Source organism: Vibrio sp. 1751, assembly GCF_033339895.1.
Classification (GTDB): domain Bacteria; phylum Pseudomonadota; class Gammaproteobacteria; order Enterobacterales; family Vibrionaceae; genus Vibrio; species Vibrio alginolyticus.
The window spans coordinates 1-15942 of the sequence record NZ_JAWOVM010000084.1; the positions used below are offsets into that span (position 1 = coordinate 1).

Genomic DNA, 15942 nt, shown 5'->3' on the forward strand with positions numbered 1-15942 from the left:
GATTCGGTGCTAGAATCCATTTTTAACTAGCAATCAGACTTGGAAAGATGGGAAATAACGTAGTCGTTCTAGGCACCCAATGGGGTGACGAAGGTAAAGGTAAAATCGTAGACCTTTTAACTGAAGATGCAAAATACGTGGTACGCTACCAAGGCGGTCACAACGCAGGTCACACTCTCGTAATTGACGGTGAAAAAACCGTTCTTCACTTAATTCCATCAGGTATCCTTCGCGATAACGTAAAATGTGTTATCGGTAACGGTGTTGTACTATCACCTGAAGCTCTACTTAAAGAAATGAAGCCTCTTGAAGAGCGCGGTATTCCAGTACGCGAGCGTCTTTTCATTTCTGAAGCATGTCCGCTAATTCTTCCTTACCACGTTGCAATGGACCAAGCTCGCGAAATCGCTCGCGGTAAAAAAGCTATCGGTACTACTGGTCGTGGTATCGGTCCAGCATACGAAGATAAAGTTGCTCGTCGCGGTCTACGCGTTGGCGACCTATTCGATATGGCGACTTTCGCAGAGAAGCTAAAAGAAGTCATGGAGTTCCATAACTTCCAACTAGTTAACTTCTACAAAGCGGAGCCAGTGAGCTACGAAGAAGTACTTGAGCAAGCGAAAGGCTACGCTGAACTACTAACGTCAATGGTTATCGACGTAACTGACGAACTAGACGCAGCACGTAAGCGCGGCGACAAGATCATGTTCGAAGGTGCACAAGGTACACTACTTGATATCGACCACGGTACTTACCCGTACGTAACGTCTTCTAACACGACTGCTGGTGGTGTTGCTGCAGGTTCTGGTTTCGGTCCTCGTCACATCGGTTACATCTTGGGTATCGCAAAAGCGTACTGTACTCGCGTTGGTGCTGGTCCATTCCCGACTGAACTATACGACGGTTTAGATAAGCAAGATCCAATTGGTAAGCACTTAGGTGAAGTTGGCCACGAGTTCGGTGCGACAACTGGTCGTCTACGTCGTACAGGTTGGTTCGATGCTGTTGCTATGCGTCGTGCAATCCAAATCAACTCTGTATCTGGTTTCTGTCTAACTAAACTAGACGTACTAGATGGTCTAGAAGAGCTAAAAATCTGTACTGGTTACAAGATGGAAGATGGCTCTGTGCTAGAAGTTTCTCCGATGGCTGCTGAAGCATTCGAAAAAGCAACGCCAATCTACGAAACAATGCCTGGTTGGTCTGAGAACACATTTGGTGCTAAGTCACTAGATGCTCTACCACAAGCCGCTCTTAACTACATCAAGCGTATTGAAGAGCTAACTGGCGTTCCAGTAGACATCATCTCTACAGGTCCTGACCGTAACGAAACTATCATCAAAGTTCACCCATTCGAAGCTTAATTGATAGCCGTTAAAGATTGCAAAAGCCGACCTTCTGGTCGGCTTTTTTGTATCCGAACAAAAACAGCGTGACTTTCATATGGCAAGCTTTTGCCGCTGAGCCTAAATCAGAGGCAAAAATTGTCTAAAGCTTAGCTGTTTTTTGCCGATAAGGTTATCAAGCAGAGGAGATCCTTCACCGATCTTTGGTTTCTTAGATACCTTAAGGGTACGTTTATGAAGTTACGAACAGTGGCTGCTTCACTGTTGTTGACCTTGGTTGCTACCACAGTGAAAGCCAATGTTGCTGATGTGGGGGCACCAGTTCCGATCTATACCGAAGCAGAGCTGATAAAGCTTATTGAGCAAAATAAGCACTTACAACGTGTGCGCGCTGATAACTGCCAGCTGGTGGAGGATATCGTAGCTCGTGCGACTCGAATTAACTTACCCGCTTATGAGTTTCTATACGGAGATATGTTAGCTTGGGGTGTGTGTGTCGAGCAAGATGTCGAACTGGGTCTTTACTACATCGAAAATGCAGCGCATCAGGGGTTACCTGCTGCACTAGAGCAGATTGGCCGATACTATTCGCGTGGCACTTTAGTACAGCAAGATAAAGAACGTGCAATTCCATATTTGCGAGAAGCTGCGTCAATGGGAAACCTAAACGCGCGTATTCATCTGGCCGAGTTGCTTTTACGTGATTATGGCAGTCCACTCGATTACGAAGATGCGTATCGTTGGTTATATAACTCTGTCACAGCAGATAAGCGGCAGCATAAGCGCATAACTGTATTGAGAAACGGCCTTGAACAGCGCATGCCACAAAACGTTATTGCTCGAGCTAAACGGCGAGACACCTTTTGGTAACGCTTCAATATTGCAAACAACTTCATACAACAAAGCCCACGTCACGTGGGCTTTGTTGTTTTCCCGATAGCTGATAGCGCTTAAACCACTTTGTGTGGACCGAAGCATTCGTAATGGAATTGCTCTTCTGGTACGCCAAGTTCTAATAGCTGTTTCGCTATGTGCTGCATAAATCCTACAGGGCCACAGAAGTACACCTGCACGTTATCTTGCTTTAATGCAGCTTCAATTTCATACAGATTGACAAAGCCCGTGAAGTGGAAGTCTTCACCTAGTTTGTCTTCTGCCGTTGGTTGGTTATACCAAATGAGCGCGTTCATATTTTCTTTTTCTGCAACGAGTTGGTTTACGTGTTGCTTGAAAGCATGCTGTTGGCCATTTTCGGTTGCATGAACCCAGGTTACAGGTGCTTGATGTGCTGAGAGACTTTCTAGCATTGACAGCGTTGGAGTAAGTCCCACACCAGCAGATATTAGAACAACGGGTGTTTGTGGTTCGGCATCCATAAAGAAGTCACCGGCAGGGGCCGCAAGCTGCACTTTTTCGCCAATGTTCAGGCTATCGTGCAGGTAGTTCGACACTTTTCCGCCTTCTTCACGTTTTACCGAGATACGGTAAGTGTTCTCTTGGACCGCAGAAGACAGACTATATTGGCGAATTTCTTGGTTTTCTAACTGGTCACTGTTGATGTAGATGCCAAGGTATTGTCCCGGTTTATACGGCGCCACTTTTTGACCATCGGTTGGCTTGAATACAAAGCTGCAAATGTGTTCGCTCTCAATCTTTTTATCGACTAATTCAAATTCGCGTAGACCGCGCCAGCCGCCTTCCAAAGCTTCATTTTGTTGGTAAATTTGTTCTTCGCGCTGAATAAATACATTCGCAAGTACGCCGTAAGCCTCAGCCCAAGCATCCAAAACCTCTTGACCTGGATTAAAAAGCTCATCGATTGTCGCAAGTAAATGCTTACCAACGATTTGGTACTGATCTTCTGTGATCAAAAAGCTCGTGTGCTTATGCGCAATTTTCTCTACTGCGCCAAGCAGAGCTGGCAAATTTTCAATATTGGCAGCATAGGCACAGATAGCGTTGAATAATGCTTCACGCTGATCGCCGTTACGCTGGTTACTCATGTTAAAAATATCTTTCAACTCAGGGTTATGAGTAAACATACGCTCGTAAAAGTGCGCGGTCAGTTTTGGTCCTGTTTCGGCGATGAGTGGTGCGGTCGCTTTGACGATCTCGATAGTTTGATTGCTGAGCATAAGGGCTTCCTACTTTAAGTTGTATTTATAATGCATGTTTAAAGTTGTATCTCAAATGTATCTTTCGATCAAGAAAAGATTTACACTTTTATCGATAGCTCAAGTTTGGGGTTTTAGCATCACCAGCGGGTTATTGAGTCGCACTTTGGGAGATAATATGCAGTTAACTAGTTTCACTGATTATGCGTTGAGAACCTTAATTTTCTTGGCTTCGTTGCCGGAAGATGAGTTAACCAGCATTACCGAAGTGACGGATTTATTTGGTGTGTCGCGCAACCATATGGTTAAAGTTATCAATCGGTTAGGACAGTTGGGTTATGTCCATACCGTGCGCGGAAAAAACGGTGGTATCCGGCTGATGAAGCCAGCATCTGAAATCACAGTCGGTGGTGTTGTGCGCGATTTAGAGCCGTTAGATTTAGTCAACTGTGGTGTGGATTTTTGTCATATTACCCCTGCTTGCCGCCTCAAAGATAAATTGGCGAAAGCAAAAAGTGCCTTTCTGGCGGAGTTGGATAACTGCACGATTGAATCCTTGCTCAGTGACAATTCTGAACTTTTGATCTTGCTGGCTCGTCCTTAACTCATTTGCATGCCTAGAGTCGATCTCGATCATTCTTTTTTCAAAGCAATTCTGTAGCTTATCGAGAGACTCAGATATACTAGCCATATACCTTCCTTGCTAGATAGGCGTGCCTATGTCAGACAATATTCCAAACGATCCTTTTGCAGATCGTGAATCCAAAAATTACGAAAATCCAATTCCAAGCCGAGAGTTTATCATCGAGTTTCTAGAGCAAGCGGGCGTTCCAATGAATCGTAACGACTTGTTTGAGGCACTAAAGCTTGAGGGCGAAGAGCAATACGAAGGGTTGCGTCGTCGGCTACGTGCGATGGAGCGAGATGGCCAACTGGTGTTTACCCGCCGTCAGTGCTATGCATTGCCTGAAAAACTTGAAATGGTGAAAGGTTACGTGATTGGTCATCGTGATGGCCATGGTTGGGTACGTCCAGAAGGCAGCGTCGGCAAGGATGATGATATTCTGTTACCGCACCATCAGATGAAGAACATCATCCACGGTGATTTTGTCTTAGTGCAACCTACAGACAACAGCAAGCGCGGCCGCCGTGAAGGACGTTTGGTGCGTGTGCTAGAGGAGCGTAATGATCAAATCGTCGGTCGTTTCTTCCTTGAATATGGATACTCCTATGTTGTCCCAGATGACTCGCGTATCAGCCAAGATATCCTGATCCCAAATGAGCACAAAGCGGGTGCACGCATGGGTAACGTAGTCGTAATTGAAATTACTGATCGTGGCTCACGCTCACGCGGCATGATGGGTAAAGTGGTTGAAGTCCTTGGTGAAAATATGGCACCAGGTATGGAAACACAAATTGCGATTCGTACACACCAAATTCCTCACGAGTGGCCAGAAGCCGTCGATAAACAAATCGAAAACTTGGGCGAAGAAGTACCAGAAGAAGCCAAAGTTGGTCGTGTGGATCTACGTGATTTACCACTAGTGACCATTGACGGCGAAGACGCACGAGACTTTGATGATGCCGTTTATTGTGAAAAGAACAAAGAAGGTGGTTGGCGTTTATGGGTAGCGATTGCTGACGTCAGTTACTACGTTCGTCCTGACTCTGCGTTGGACAAAGAAGCGATCAATCGTGGTAACTCAGTATATTTCCCGTCGCAAGTTGTGCCGATGTTGCCAGAAGTACTATCGAACGGCCTATGTTCGCTTAACCCGCAAGTAGATCGCTTGTGTATGGTGTGCGAAATGACCATTTCCGATACAGGTAAGCTGTCTGGTTACAAGCATTACGAGGCGGTGATGAACTCGCACGCTCGTCTCACATATAGCAAAGTGAGCGCGATTCTAGAAGGGGATGAAGAACTACGTGAGCGCTACCAGCCGCTTGTTTCTCATCTAGAAGAGTTGCACAAGATGTACAAAGTGCTGAAAGAAGCACGAGATCAACGCGGTGCAATCGAATTTGAAACCGTTGAAACCAAATTTATTTTCAATGCGGAACGTAAAATCGAAAGTATTGAGCCAGTTATTCGTAATGACGCGCATAAGATCATCGAAGAATGTATGATTTTAGCCAACATTGCTTCGGCATCGCTGGTAGAAAAAGCGAAAGAGCCCGCGCTTTATCGTATCCACGAATCTCCAGGTGAATTACGCCTGCAAGGTTTCCGTGACTTCTTAAGTGAACTTGGTCTTGAGCTAAAAGGTGGTTTAGAGCCTTCACCAACGGACTATGCTGATCTCGCACGTCAAATCTCCGGGCGTCAAGATCAAGAGTTGATTCAGACCATGCTGCTACGCTCAATGAAGCAAGCGGTATACAACGCAGATAACGCGGGGCACTTTGGGTTGGCATTGAAACGCTATGCGCACTTTACGTCGCCAATTCGTCGTTACCCTGACTTGTTACTTCACCGTGCAATCAAGTATCTGATTGCTAAAGAAGAAGGTCGTAATCAAGATCGCTGGACACCAACAGGTGGCTATCATTACTCGTTTGACGACATGGATTTTTACGGCGAACAATGTTCGATGACAGAGCGCCGTGCTGATGATGCAACACGTGATGTTGCGGATTGGCTGAAGTGTGAATATATGCAAGACCACGTCGGTGACGAACTAGACGGTGTTATCGCTAATGTCACTAGCTTTGGCTTCTTTGTACGTTTAACGGATTTGCACATCGATGGTTTGGTACATATTTCTACCCTTGCGAACGACTACTATCAATTTGACCCGATTGGTCAACGACTTATTGGTGAAAGTTTCGGTAACATCTACCGCTTAGGTGATGCAGTAAAAGTAAAAGTACTGGCTGTTAACCTCGATGACAAGCAAATTGACTTTGAATTGGTCGAAACAAGTCGTAAGCTACGCGGCGAAGGTAAGACTGCGAAGAAACGCGCAGCGGAAGCAAAACGCAAAGCGAAAGATAAAAAACGCGCTGCGACTCGCTCTTCATCGAAAGAAGGTGGCGCGGCTCGTGCAATTCCTGCGATAGAGCCAACTAAACGCCCAGAAGAAACGGGCGCAACGAGTAAGCGTAATGGCCCAAAACGTGGTGACGCCGAAGGCAACGAGAAGCCTAAAGTGAAAAAAGCACGTAAAAAGAAGCCGCACAGTAAGCCGAAGAAAACCAAGCGCACTAAAAAAGAAGCGCAGTAGGTTGAAGCGCCAACTTAGTTCAAACTCGGTTGGCGCAGGCAATACGACCAGAACAACAGGTTAAACAATGAGTAACGAATTTATCTACGGCATTCACGCAGTGAAGGCGGTATTGGAGCGCGAACCAGAGCGTTTTATCGAGGCGTACGTTTTAAAAGGTCGTCAAGATGATCGCCTAATGCCAATCCTAAATGATCTTCAGGTTTGTGGTGTTTCTATTCAGCAGATGACACGTAAAACCTTGGATGACAAAGCACGCGGTGCAAATCACCAAGGCATCATCGCTCGTGTGAAACCAGCGAAGCAGCTGAATGAGAACGATATTGATGACATCCTGGCGCAGCACGAATCACCACTGCTCTTAGTGTTAGACGGCGTGACCGATCCACACAATCTTGGTGCGTGTTTACGTAACGCAGATGCGGCAGGTGCTGCGGCGATCATCGTACCGAAAGATCGTTCTGCGCCAATGAATGCGACGGTAAGTAAAGTCGCTTGTGGTGCAGCTGAAGTCGTACCATTGATCCGAGTGACTAACTTGGCTCGTACTATGCGTACATTGCAAGAGAAAGGCATCTGGTTTGTTGGTACTGCGGGTGAAGCAACGCACGACATCTACCAAGCCAAACTGACTGGACCCCTTGCTATCGTAATGGGAGCAGAAGGTGACGGTATGCGTCGTCTTACTCGTGAAACCTGCGACGATTTGATTAAGATCCCAATGGCTGGTAGCGTTTCAAGCTTGAACGTATCTGTGGCATCCGGCATCTGTTTGTTTGAGGCAGTTCGTCAGCGTATTGCTGCAAAGTGACGACGAAACAAACAGTTACTGTCGAATCAGACATAATGATAAAAACAAAGGATGGGGTGCCATCCTTTGTCGTTTTCACCGATTTATAAATAAAAATCCTCAGGGAAGTTATGACTCAACAAGACATTAAATTCATCGCCTTCGATCTAGATGGCACTTTGCTTGATAGCGTGCCAGATCTAGCTGTCGCGGCAGACCAAGCAGTACAGGCGCTTGGCTTTCCATCGGTTTCAGAAGAACAAGTTCGTGATTACGTGGGTAACGGCGCAGACGTGCTTATTGGTCGCTCATTAAGCCAAAGCCTGACCATCAACCCGGAGCTGAGTGAAGAGCTTCGTGCTAAAGCGCGTGTATTGTTTGATGATTACTACGAGCAAAGCGGTCACAAGCTAAGTCATCTTTACCCAACGGTAAAAGAGACACTAGCAGAGCTGCACAAAGCGGGCTTTGTTATGGCGTTGGTGACTAACAAACCTTCAAAGTTTGTGCCTGACGTTTTGGAAAAGCACGACATCGCAAAATACTTCGTTGATGTCCTTGGCGGTGATGCATTCCCAGAGAAAAAACCAAACCCAGTAGCATTGAACTGGCTAATGGAAAAGCACCAAATCCAACCAAGTGAAATGCTGATGGTTGGCGACTCGAAAAACGACATTCTCGCAGCAAAGAATGCAGGCTGTGCCTCATTTGGTCTGACATATGGTTACAACCACGGTGAACCTATTTCAGCATCAAATCCAGATTTCGTCGCTGACAGTTTGGCAGAATTATTGGACGTTGTAGCGGTTTCTGCATAACGGCTACAAAAGAGCTTCCAAAATACTCGTTAATGAGTACACTGAGTAAACCGTGCACCTATTACTGCACGGTTTTTTTCATTTAATTAGATTAAGAAGTCAAAGGAATCATTCTAATGAGCAAACCCATTGTATTGAGTGGTGTTCAACCTTCAGGTGAACTAAGTATCGGTAACTACTTGGGTGCTCTACGTCAATGGCAGCAGATGCAAGACGATTATGATTGCCAATATTGTGTGGTAGACCTTCACGCGATTACGGTTCGTCAGGACCCTAAAGCGCTGCATGAAGCAACTCTAGACGCACTGGCAATTTGTCTGGCAGTTGGTGTTGACCCGAAGAAGAGCACGCTATTTGTTCAGTCACATGTACCAGAGCATGCTCAATTAGGTTGGCTTCTTAACTGCTACACTCAAATGGGTGAGCTGAGCCGTATGACTCAGTTTAAAGACAAATCGGCACGTTACGCGAATGACGTAAACGTCGGTCTATTTGACTACCCGGTGTTGATGGCGGCTGACATTTTGCTTTACGGTGCACACCAAGTACCTGTAGGCAGTGACCAGAAGCAACATCTAGAATTAGCGCGCGATATCGCAACGCGTTTCAACAATATTTACTCGCCAGAGCAGCCAATCTTCCAAGTTCCAGAGCCTTACATTCCGACAGTAAATGCGCGTGTAATGAGCCTTCAAGACGCAACGAAGAAGATGTCTAAATCTGATGACAACCGTAAGAACGTTATCACGCTGCTGGAAGAGCCTAAGTCGATCCTTAAGAAGATCAACAAAGCGCAAACCGATACCGAAACGCCACCAAGTATCCGTCATGATATCGAGAACAAGGCGGGCATTGCTAACCTAATGGGTCTGTACTCTGCGGCGACAGGCATGAGCTTCGAAGAGATTGAAGCGAAGTACCAAGGCGTAGAAATGTATGGCTCATTTAAGAAAGATGTTGGTGAGGCAGTTGTAGCAATGCTTGAGCCAATTCAAGCAGAATATCACCGTATTCGCGCTGATCGTGCTTACATGGACGAGGTAATGCAGCAAGGCGCTGAGAAAGCCTCGGCACGAGCGGCTGAAACGCTTAAGAAAGCATACGAAGCAGTAGGTTTTGTAGCTCGCCCATAGTTGCTAAGAACGAATACGAAAAGCTCCACTTTGGTGGAGCTTTTTTTATGCCTGTATTACTGAAATGGTGTGTCTTTCATACAGCGTTCCATGTCGTAATATTCAACACGTCCTCGAGCTCCTAGAAAGGCAGACTTCACAACCATGCCTCTATCAATGAAGTAACTAAGCTGTACGCATGATATATCGTAGCTGAGTTCTTTAATTCTCGCTGGAATCCAGTAGGTTCCTGGCGTTCTTAGACGCTGAGTAAAGGTAATAACACCCTCGTCACTGACTTCTAGCTCTTCAATACCATCCAGTTCATTTTTGGCTGATTCGATGATGTCTTGATTCGCCGTAGGTTGAAGTGGCTCACTGGCGGTCAACTGACACCCCGCTATCAAGCCAAGTAGGGAGAGAGCTAGCACACTGCGTTGAATTGTTTTCATTTGTCGTTCCTGGGTTTACAGCTAATGAGATCTTATTGTCTCGCGCAGGTGTTATATCTTTTGTGTATGTTTTTGGCTAGTGAGTAATGAAAAGTTATTGAATAAATCATGAAAACTTTGAAGTATGAGGGGCCTGTATAAGAGAGAACGAAGCGAGTAATAGATTCTTGGGCTTGAACAGTGATACAAGTGAAAATTAAAGCATTCTAAATTAGTGACTAATTATATTTTTTATTTGTAACAGGAACGGTTGGGTTAATAAGCAACTCAACAAGTGATGTATTTTCTACTCCTTAACATGAAGTGAAAAAGTAAACTGAGTAATCAATCTAAATTCTGACTTGTTTATCAATAGCGCTCTGTATTTATTACAAAAAATGTTTGAATGGGATGCTCTGGCATATTTTCTTATATTCACATGTGATTCATTTCACGGCTTTAATTACTCATTCTTATTTATTTCATAAATAAACCTGATAGTAGACGCAAATGGCAGGCTCTAACCAGAGCTAAGTTTGCATTTACATAAATATCAGGTATGACAATGGACACGTTAATCAAACCCTCAATACTCGCATTAACCATCGCCAGTGCACTTAGTGCAAACGCGAACGCAGAGATTATTATTTCCCAATACGTAGAAGGCGGCGCTTATAATAAAGCGGTAGAGATCGCTAATACGGGTGATACTGCGGTGACACTCACTGGCTACGAGTTGGCGAAATCATCAAACGGTGGTGGTACTTGGGGTAGCACATTCGACCTTAGCCAAGTGACGCTACAAGCTAACCAAGTGTATGTACTGGCGCATGGTGACGCGAGCGATACCATCAAAGCTGTCTCGGATATCACAGATAAAAGCGTTGCGAACTTTAACGGTGACGACCCGATCGCACTGCTTAAAGATGGTGAAGTGCACGACATCATCGGTGTGATGGGTGACGTAGATTTTGGTAAAGACACCACATTAGTTCGTAACAGTGATGCACTAACCCCTTCTGCTACTTATGATGCATCTCAGTGGACGGCATTTGAGAAAGACAACATTGACGGCCTTGGTGAGCTAAATGCGACTGAGCCACCAGCACCATTCGCTTGTGAAGTAGACGGTCAGCAACCTAACTTCACTACCATCCAAGATATTCAAGGTGAAGGCGATACATCTCCATTCATTGATGGTTACCCATACATTACTGACGAAGATCATTTCGTAACTGGTGTCGTGACTGCTGTTACCACTGGCCTAACCAAAGGTTTCTACCTACAAGCACTAGAAAGTGACAACAACGACAAGACCTCAGAAGGCTTGTTCATTCATACCGATGCGGCAGATACGGAGCTAAAAGCTGGTGACGTTGTTTGTGTTAAAGGTAAAGTTCAAGAGTACTACAGTAATACTCAGCTAGCTTCTGATGCTAACAGCTATGTGAAAACAGGCACATCGGATATTCCTCGAGTTACCGATCTTGTTATCAAAGAAGGTGAAACACTACGTGATGCGCTAGAGCGTCATGAAGGCATGCAAGTTGAACTAACTTCGGCAAGTGACTTGTTTGTAACTCGCAACTTCTCTTACGACTACGATTCACGTCGTAACAACATGATGCTGTCTCATGAAGCGCCACTGTTTAAGCCGACTCAATTGCACGCTGCAGAGAGTGATGCAGCCGTTAAGCTAGCAAAAGACAACGCAGCGAACCGCGTATACCTAGAATCTGACGGCAAAGCACCAAACGGCCAAATTCCTTACTACCCTGACTTTGCAAAAGATGCAGATCAAGATGGCTCTTCTGAGCAGCACATTCGCCTTGGTTCGCGAGTCGAAGGTCTGCAGGGCGTCGTGGCTTACAGCTACAATGAATACCGCCTGATTGCGACCAATGAAGTTGATAACACCAACTTCGTGACTTCAGGTGAAGGCTTCGACGTGGCTCGTAAAGATGCTCCAGCGATTGCGGATTCAGATTTGCGTATCGCCAGCTTCAACGTACTGAACTACTTCAACTCTGTGGCTGACAGTGGCCATGAAAACCCAACCGGACAAAACCGTGGTGCGACTAACCTAGATGAGTTCCTGATCCAACAAGCGAAAATCGTTGCGGCGATGAACAAGATGGACGCTGACATCATTGGTTTGATGGAAGTCGAGAACAACGGCTTTGGTGACAGCAGTGCAGTGAAGAACTTGGTTGATGCATTGAATGCTGAAATCGAAGATGCAGAAGATCATTACACTTATGTTGAAATCGCGGATCAAGACAAATACCAAGACGAATACTTTGGTAGCGATGCGATCATGGTGGCGATCCTATACCGTGCAAACGAAGTGACGCCAAAAGAAGCGGCGAAAGTGATTGTGACGCCAGAGCAGCACATCGAAGAAAACACCATTACGCGTGGTGACGATGCGGAAGGCAACCCAGCTTACGACAAATACCAACGTCATAGCTTGCTACAAACCTTCACGGTGAAAGAGACAGGTAAAGATCTGTCTGTTGTTGTTAACCACTTCAAATCGAAAGGTTCTGAATGTATTGAAGAGTGGATTGCGGGCGTAGAAGACTCTGAGCCAGCGGATCTGCAAGGCAACTGTAACAACTTCCGCGTTTCTGCTGCGCACGCAGTGGGTGAAGCGTTGAAAGAGGTGAAAGGCGATGTATTGCTCATGGGCGACCTCAATGCTTATGGCATGGAAGACCCACTTCTGACACTGACTGATTACTCGAAAGAGAAATACGGCCGTGACATTTATACTGCTGCTTACACAACCATTGGTGATGGTGAACTTCAAGTAGAGAAGACCAAAATTGAAAAAGGTTACGGTCTGCACAATTTAAACACGTTGCTGCACGGCACTGATACGTTTTCTTACACCTATTCGGGCGAGCTGGGTAATTTGGACCACGCATTGGCAAGCAGCAGCCTAGCGCAAAAAGTGGTAGCAATTGAAGATTGGCACATCAACTCACTAGAGAGTAACTTGTTCGAATACAGCAGCAAGTACACAGGTGATATGCCGAAGTACAAAGATGCGTTCTCTGCCTCTGACCACGATCCAGTGATCATCGCGATTGATTTACCAGATGATGACATCGATTTACCTAAAGCAGGTGACAACTTAGCCGTCGATGTCCGTTTACCACCAACGGCGGTTGTGGGCGATATTGTTACGGTGAACTTAACGCCATCCACACAAGCGGCTGCGGCAAGCAGCGATACGAAAGCTTACTCGGCTAGCCAAACCTTAGTTCAAGCTGATATTGATGCGCGTAGCGTGAATATTGAGTTTGAACAAACGCCAGAGCAAGGTAATTATCAGTTAGAAGAGAAAGTGACTGACTCGACAGGTAATATCGTGAAGTTTAGCTCTGTTCGTGATGTTTCAATGACGCAAACTGAAGCTGGAACAGAAGGGTCGAAGGATTCAGATGGTGGTTCGTTTGGTTTTGGTGCTCTATTTGCGCTGCTAGGTCTCGGCTTATTCCGTCGTCGCCGCTAAGCGAATTTACTTCCTGACAAACAGTTCCTAAATAACTGTAAAGACCAAAGGCCAGCCTATGCTGGCCTTTTTATTCAGCAAAAACTTGCCTTTCTTGCTTGGTATAGCAAAATACCGCCCTTGATTGTCACGAACGTGGCGATTCACTACGTAAGCATTGCCAAAACGGATTGGAGCAACCGACCCTTTATGTTGTTGATCATCGATAACTACGACTCTTTTACCTACAACCTTTACCAATACTTCTGCGAGCTTGGTGCAGACGTAAAGGTGGTGCGTAACGATGAAATCGATATCCAAGGCATTGAGGCGCTCAACCCAACTCATTTGGTGATCTCGCCAGGGCCATGTACGCCGAACGAAGCAGGTATTTCACTGAAAGCGATAGAACACTTCGCTGGTAAGCTTCCAATATTGGGTGTTTGCCTTGGTCACCAAGCGATAGCGCAAGTGTTTGGGGGCGAAGTGGTACGTGCACGACAAGTGATGCACGGTAAGACCTCACCGATTCGTCATAACGGTCGTAGTGTGTTTAAAAATCTGAATAACCCACTCACGGTAACCCGTTATCACTCTCTTGTGGTGAAAAACGGTACTTTACCCGACGTGTTTGAACTGACCGCATGGACAGAACTGCCTGACGGAAGCATGGATGAAATAATGGGTTACCAACATAAAACCTTGCCAATTGATGCGGTGCAGTTCCACCCAGAATCAATCAAAACTGAGCAAGGTCACGAGTTGCTTGCGAACTTTTTAGCACGCAAAGCGATCTGATCGCGATCACTTTTCTTAACAAATCATTCATCTTTTTGCTGAGGTGAGCGGATTGCAAAACTATGCGATTCTCTCGAGTCTCTTTGTCTATTCATGTCTTTTTAAACCTTCTATCCCCTGTATTACATAACATTTATAAAAAATCACTTCTCTATTTTACTTTCTTGATGCATAAATAGTCATAAGCAGTGATTAATGGAAGTTGCTTTCGAGAACGAAAAGAATAAATCACTATTGAAATGGTTAATTAAATGTAAATACAATGCCGCAATAGCTTAAATGCAAAACATTATTTGCTGGCAAAGAGAGCCGGTTAAATTCGCTTATCTGCTACGCATGCGGTATCAAGAAGGAATGTGCAATGACAACGGAAATTAAAGTAGAGCGCGGTTTATTCGATGAGGTAATGGTACCTTGCTATAACCCGATGGAAATGATCCCTGTTAAAGGTGAAGGTTCACGTGTTTGGGATCAGGAAGGTAATGAATACATCGACTTTGCTGGTGGTATTGCAGTGAGCTGTCTTGGCCATTGTCATCCAGTAATGGTAAACGCGCTAACAGAGCAAGCTAACAAGCTTTGGCACTTAAGTAACGTTATGACGAACGAACCAGCCCTTCGTCTGGCGAAAAAGCTAACAGAAGTGAGTTTTGCTGAGCGAGTGTTCTTTGCTAACTCTGGCGCAGAAGCAAACGAAGCCGCTTTGAAGCTGGCACGTCGTTATGCAGCAGACGTTCATGGCACTGAGAAATCTGAAATCATTGCATTCAAACAAGGTTTCCACGGTCGTACATTCTTTACCGTAACGGTTGGTGGCCAAGCGGCATACTCTGACGGCTTCGGTCCTAAGCCAGGCGACGTGACACACCTTCCTTACAACGATATCGAAGCTTTACAAGCACACATGTCTGATCGTACTTGTGCGGTCATGATGGAGCCACTACAAGGTGAAGGCGGCATCGTGCCACCAACGCCTGAGTTCGCTCAAGCGGTTCGCGAGCTGTGTGACAAACACAACGCCTTACTGATCTTCGATGAAGTGCAAACTGGTAATGGCCGTACAGGTAACTTCTACGCTTACCAAGGTTTAGGTATCACGCCAGATATTCTAAGTACTGCGAAATCACTTGGTGGCGGTTTCCCAATCGGTGCAATGCTAACGACAGCAAAATTGGCAGAGCACATGAAAGTGGGCACTCACGGTTCTACATATGGCGGTAACCCACTAGCGTGTGCGGTTGCAGAAGCGGTTGTAAATGAAGTTACCAAGCCAGAGGTGTTGGCTGGTGTGCTAGAACGCGAAGCAATGTTCCGTGAAGGTCTAGAGAAGATCAACGCGAAGTACAACATCTTCTCAGAAGTGCGCGGTCAAGGCCTATTACTTGGCGCTGCACTAAATGAAGAATGGCAAGGCCGTGCGCGTGACGTGCTGGTTGCTGCAGGTAAACAAGGTCTCATGGTATTGGTTGCGGGTGCCAATGTCGTACGTTTCACACCATCACTCGTTATCACACAACAAGAAATTGAAGAAGGCTTGGCGAAACTGGATAAAGCGATCGCGACTTTAGTTTAAGCGCGATATCAGTTTAAACGTCAACGCAGACACCCCCGTCAAGGATCTCTGATGGGGGAATTGTTCCTACAATATAGTTAGGATCTTCTTGCATCTGGAGGGAGTATTGATGCTAGTAGTTCGCCCTATCGCGATGTCGGATTACGACGCACTGCACACTTGTGCGGTGGAGTCTGGTCACGGATTTACATCTCTACCGGTTAACGAAGAACTGTTAACCAATCGAATCAAACA

Annotated in this window: 13 protein-coding genes; 11 read left to right on the forward strand and 2 right to left on the reverse strand. The window is 45.7% G+C overall.

Annotated elements, in window-relative coordinates; all coding sequences use genetic code 11:
• Window positions 1-47: 47 nt before the first annotated feature.
• Together R7041_RS19300 and motX are read left to right on the forward strand one after the other, a co-directional pair.
• A complete protein-coding gene (locus R7041_RS19300; protein ID WP_005387946.1) occupies window positions 48-1364 on the forward strand; it encodes an adenylosuccinate synthase in 1317 nt (438 codons plus the stop codon).
• A 216-nt stretch (window positions 1365-1580) separates the two neighbouring features.
• Entirely contained in the window at window positions 1581-2216 is a 636-nt protein-coding gene (gene motX / locus R7041_RS19305; RefSeq protein WP_005381388.1) for a flagellar protein MotX, read from the forward strand.
• Between the two features lie 80 nt (window positions 2217-2296).
• Here the strand turns inward: motX and hmpA are convergent, their stop codons facing one another.
• A complete protein-coding gene (hmpA, locus tag R7041_RS19310) occupies window positions 2297-3481 on the reverse strand; it encodes an NO-inducible flavohemoprotein (protein ID WP_047103962.1) in 1185 nt (394 codons plus the stop codon).
• A 157-nt stretch (window positions 3482-3638) separates the two neighbouring features.
• On the opposite strand from hmpA, the gene nsrR reads away from it, so the two are divergent.
• The 5 genes from nsrR to trpS all read left to right on the forward strand — a co-directional run bounded on the left by nsrR (window position 3639) and on the right by trpS (window position 9428).
• Entirely contained in the window at window positions 3639-4064 is a 426-nt protein-coding gene (gene nsrR, locus R7041_RS19315; RefSeq protein ID WP_017633731.1) for a nitric oxide-sensing transcriptional repressor NsrR, read from the forward strand.
• Window positions 4065-4179: 115 nt separating this feature from the next.
• Window positions 4180-6687: a ribonuclease R gene (gene rnr / locus R7041_RS19320; RefSeq protein ID WP_064368822.1), complete on the forward strand. Its 2508-nt coding sequence runs from the start codon at window positions 4180-4182 to the stop codon at window positions 6685-6687.
• A gap of 67 nt (window positions 6688-6754) precedes the next feature.
• A complete protein-coding gene (rlmB, locus tag R7041_RS19325) occupies window positions 6755-7498 on the forward strand; it encodes a 23S rRNA (guanosine(2251)-2'-O)-methyltransferase RlmB (RefSeq protein ID WP_005381395.1) in 744 nt (247 codons plus the stop codon).
• Window positions 7499-7608: 110 nt separating this feature from the next.
• A complete protein-coding gene (locus R7041_RS19330; protein WP_005382834.1) occupies window positions 7609-8295 on the forward strand; it encodes a phosphoglycolate phosphatase in 687 nt (228 codons plus the stop codon).
• Between the two features lie 116 nt (window positions 8296-8411).
• Entirely contained in the window at window positions 8412-9428 is a 1017-nt protein-coding gene (gene trpS, locus R7041_RS19335) for a tryptophan--tRNA ligase (RefSeq protein WP_318114912.1), read from the forward strand.
• Between the two features lie 56 nt (window positions 9429-9484).
• Here the strand turns inward: trpS and R7041_RS19340 are convergent, their stop codons facing one another.
• Window positions 9485-9859: a hypothetical protein gene (locus R7041_RS19340; protein ID WP_064354374.1), complete on the reverse strand. Its 375-nt coding sequence runs from the start codon at window positions 9857-9859 to the stop codon at window positions 9485-9487.
• Window positions 9860-10403: 544 nt separating this feature from the next.
• On the opposite strand from R7041_RS19340, the gene R7041_RS19345 reads away from it, so the two are divergent.
• The 4 genes from R7041_RS19345 to R7041_RS19360 all read left to right on the forward strand — a co-directional run.
• Entirely contained in the window at window positions 10404-13358 is a 2955-nt protein-coding gene (locus tag R7041_RS19345) for an ExeM/NucH family extracellular endonuclease (protein ID WP_064368821.1), read from the forward strand.
• A gap of 189 nt (window positions 13359-13547) precedes the next feature.
• On the forward strand, window positions 13548-14135 hold the full coding sequence (locus R7041_RS19350) for an aminodeoxychorismate/anthranilate synthase component II (RefSeq protein WP_053303043.1): 588 nt from the start codon (window positions 13548-13550) through the stop codon (window positions 14133-14135).
• Window positions 14136-14496: 361 nt separating this feature from the next.
• Complete coding sequence (locus tag R7041_RS19355; protein WP_005381420.1) at window positions 14497-15708, forward strand: aspartate aminotransferase family protein; 1212 nt, start codon at window positions 14497-14499, stop codon at window positions 15706-15708.
• Window positions 15709-15817: 109 nt separating this feature from the next.
• A partial coding sequence (locus R7041_RS19360; RefSeq protein ID WP_318128689.1) for an arginine N-succinyltransferase occupies window positions 15818-15942 on the forward strand: 125 nt, incomplete at its 3' end.

What these genes read in the sequence shown, in the direction of transcription:
- R7041_RS19355 (WP_005381420.1), top strand. Translation starts at nt 14,497, where the DNA reads ATGACAACGGAAATTAAAGTAGAGCGCGGTTTATTCGATGAGGTAATG.
- R7041_RS19345 (WP_064368821.1), top strand. Translation starts at nt 10,404, where the DNA reads ATGGACACGTTAATCAAACCCTCAATACTCGCATTAACCATCGCCAGT.
- motX (WP_005381388.1), top strand. Translation starts at nt 1,581, where the DNA reads ATGAAGTTACGAACAGTGGCTGCTTCACTGTTGTTGACCTTGGTTGCT.
- trpS (WP_318114912.1), top strand. Translation starts at nt 8,412, where the DNA reads ATGAGCAAACCCATTGTATTGAGTGGTGTTCAACCTTCAGGTGAACTA.
- R7041_RS19330 (WP_005382834.1), top strand. Translation starts at nt 7,609, where the DNA reads ATGACTCAACAAGACATTAAATTCATCGCCTTCGATCTAGATGGCACT.
- R7041_RS19340 (WP_064354374.1), bottom strand. Translation starts at nt 9,859, where the DNA reads ATGAAAACAATTCAACGCAGTGTGCTAGCTCTCTCCCTACTTGGCTTG.
- rnr (WP_064368822.1), top strand. Translation starts at nt 4,180, where the DNA reads ATGTCAGACAATATTCCAAACGATCCTTTTGCAGATCGTGAATCCAAA.
- hmpA (WP_047103962.1), bottom strand. Translation starts at nt 3,481, where the DNA reads ATGCTCAGCAATCAAACTATCGAGATCGTCAAAGCGACCGCACCACTC.
- nsrR (WP_017633731.1), top strand. Translation starts at nt 3,639, where the DNA reads ATGCAGTTAACTAGTTTCACTGATTATGCGTTGAGAACCTTAATTTTC.
- R7041_RS19300 (WP_005387946.1), top strand. Translation starts at nt 48, where the DNA reads ATGGGAAATAACGTAGTCGTTCTAGGCACCCAATGGGGTGACGAAGGT.
- rlmB (WP_005381395.1), top strand. Translation starts at nt 6,755, where the DNA reads ATGAGTAACGAATTTATCTACGGCATTCACGCAGTGAAGGCGGTATTG.
- R7041_RS19350 (WP_053303043.1), top strand. Translation starts at nt 13,548, where the DNA reads ATGTTGTTGATCATCGATAACTACGACTCTTTTACCTACAACCTTTAC.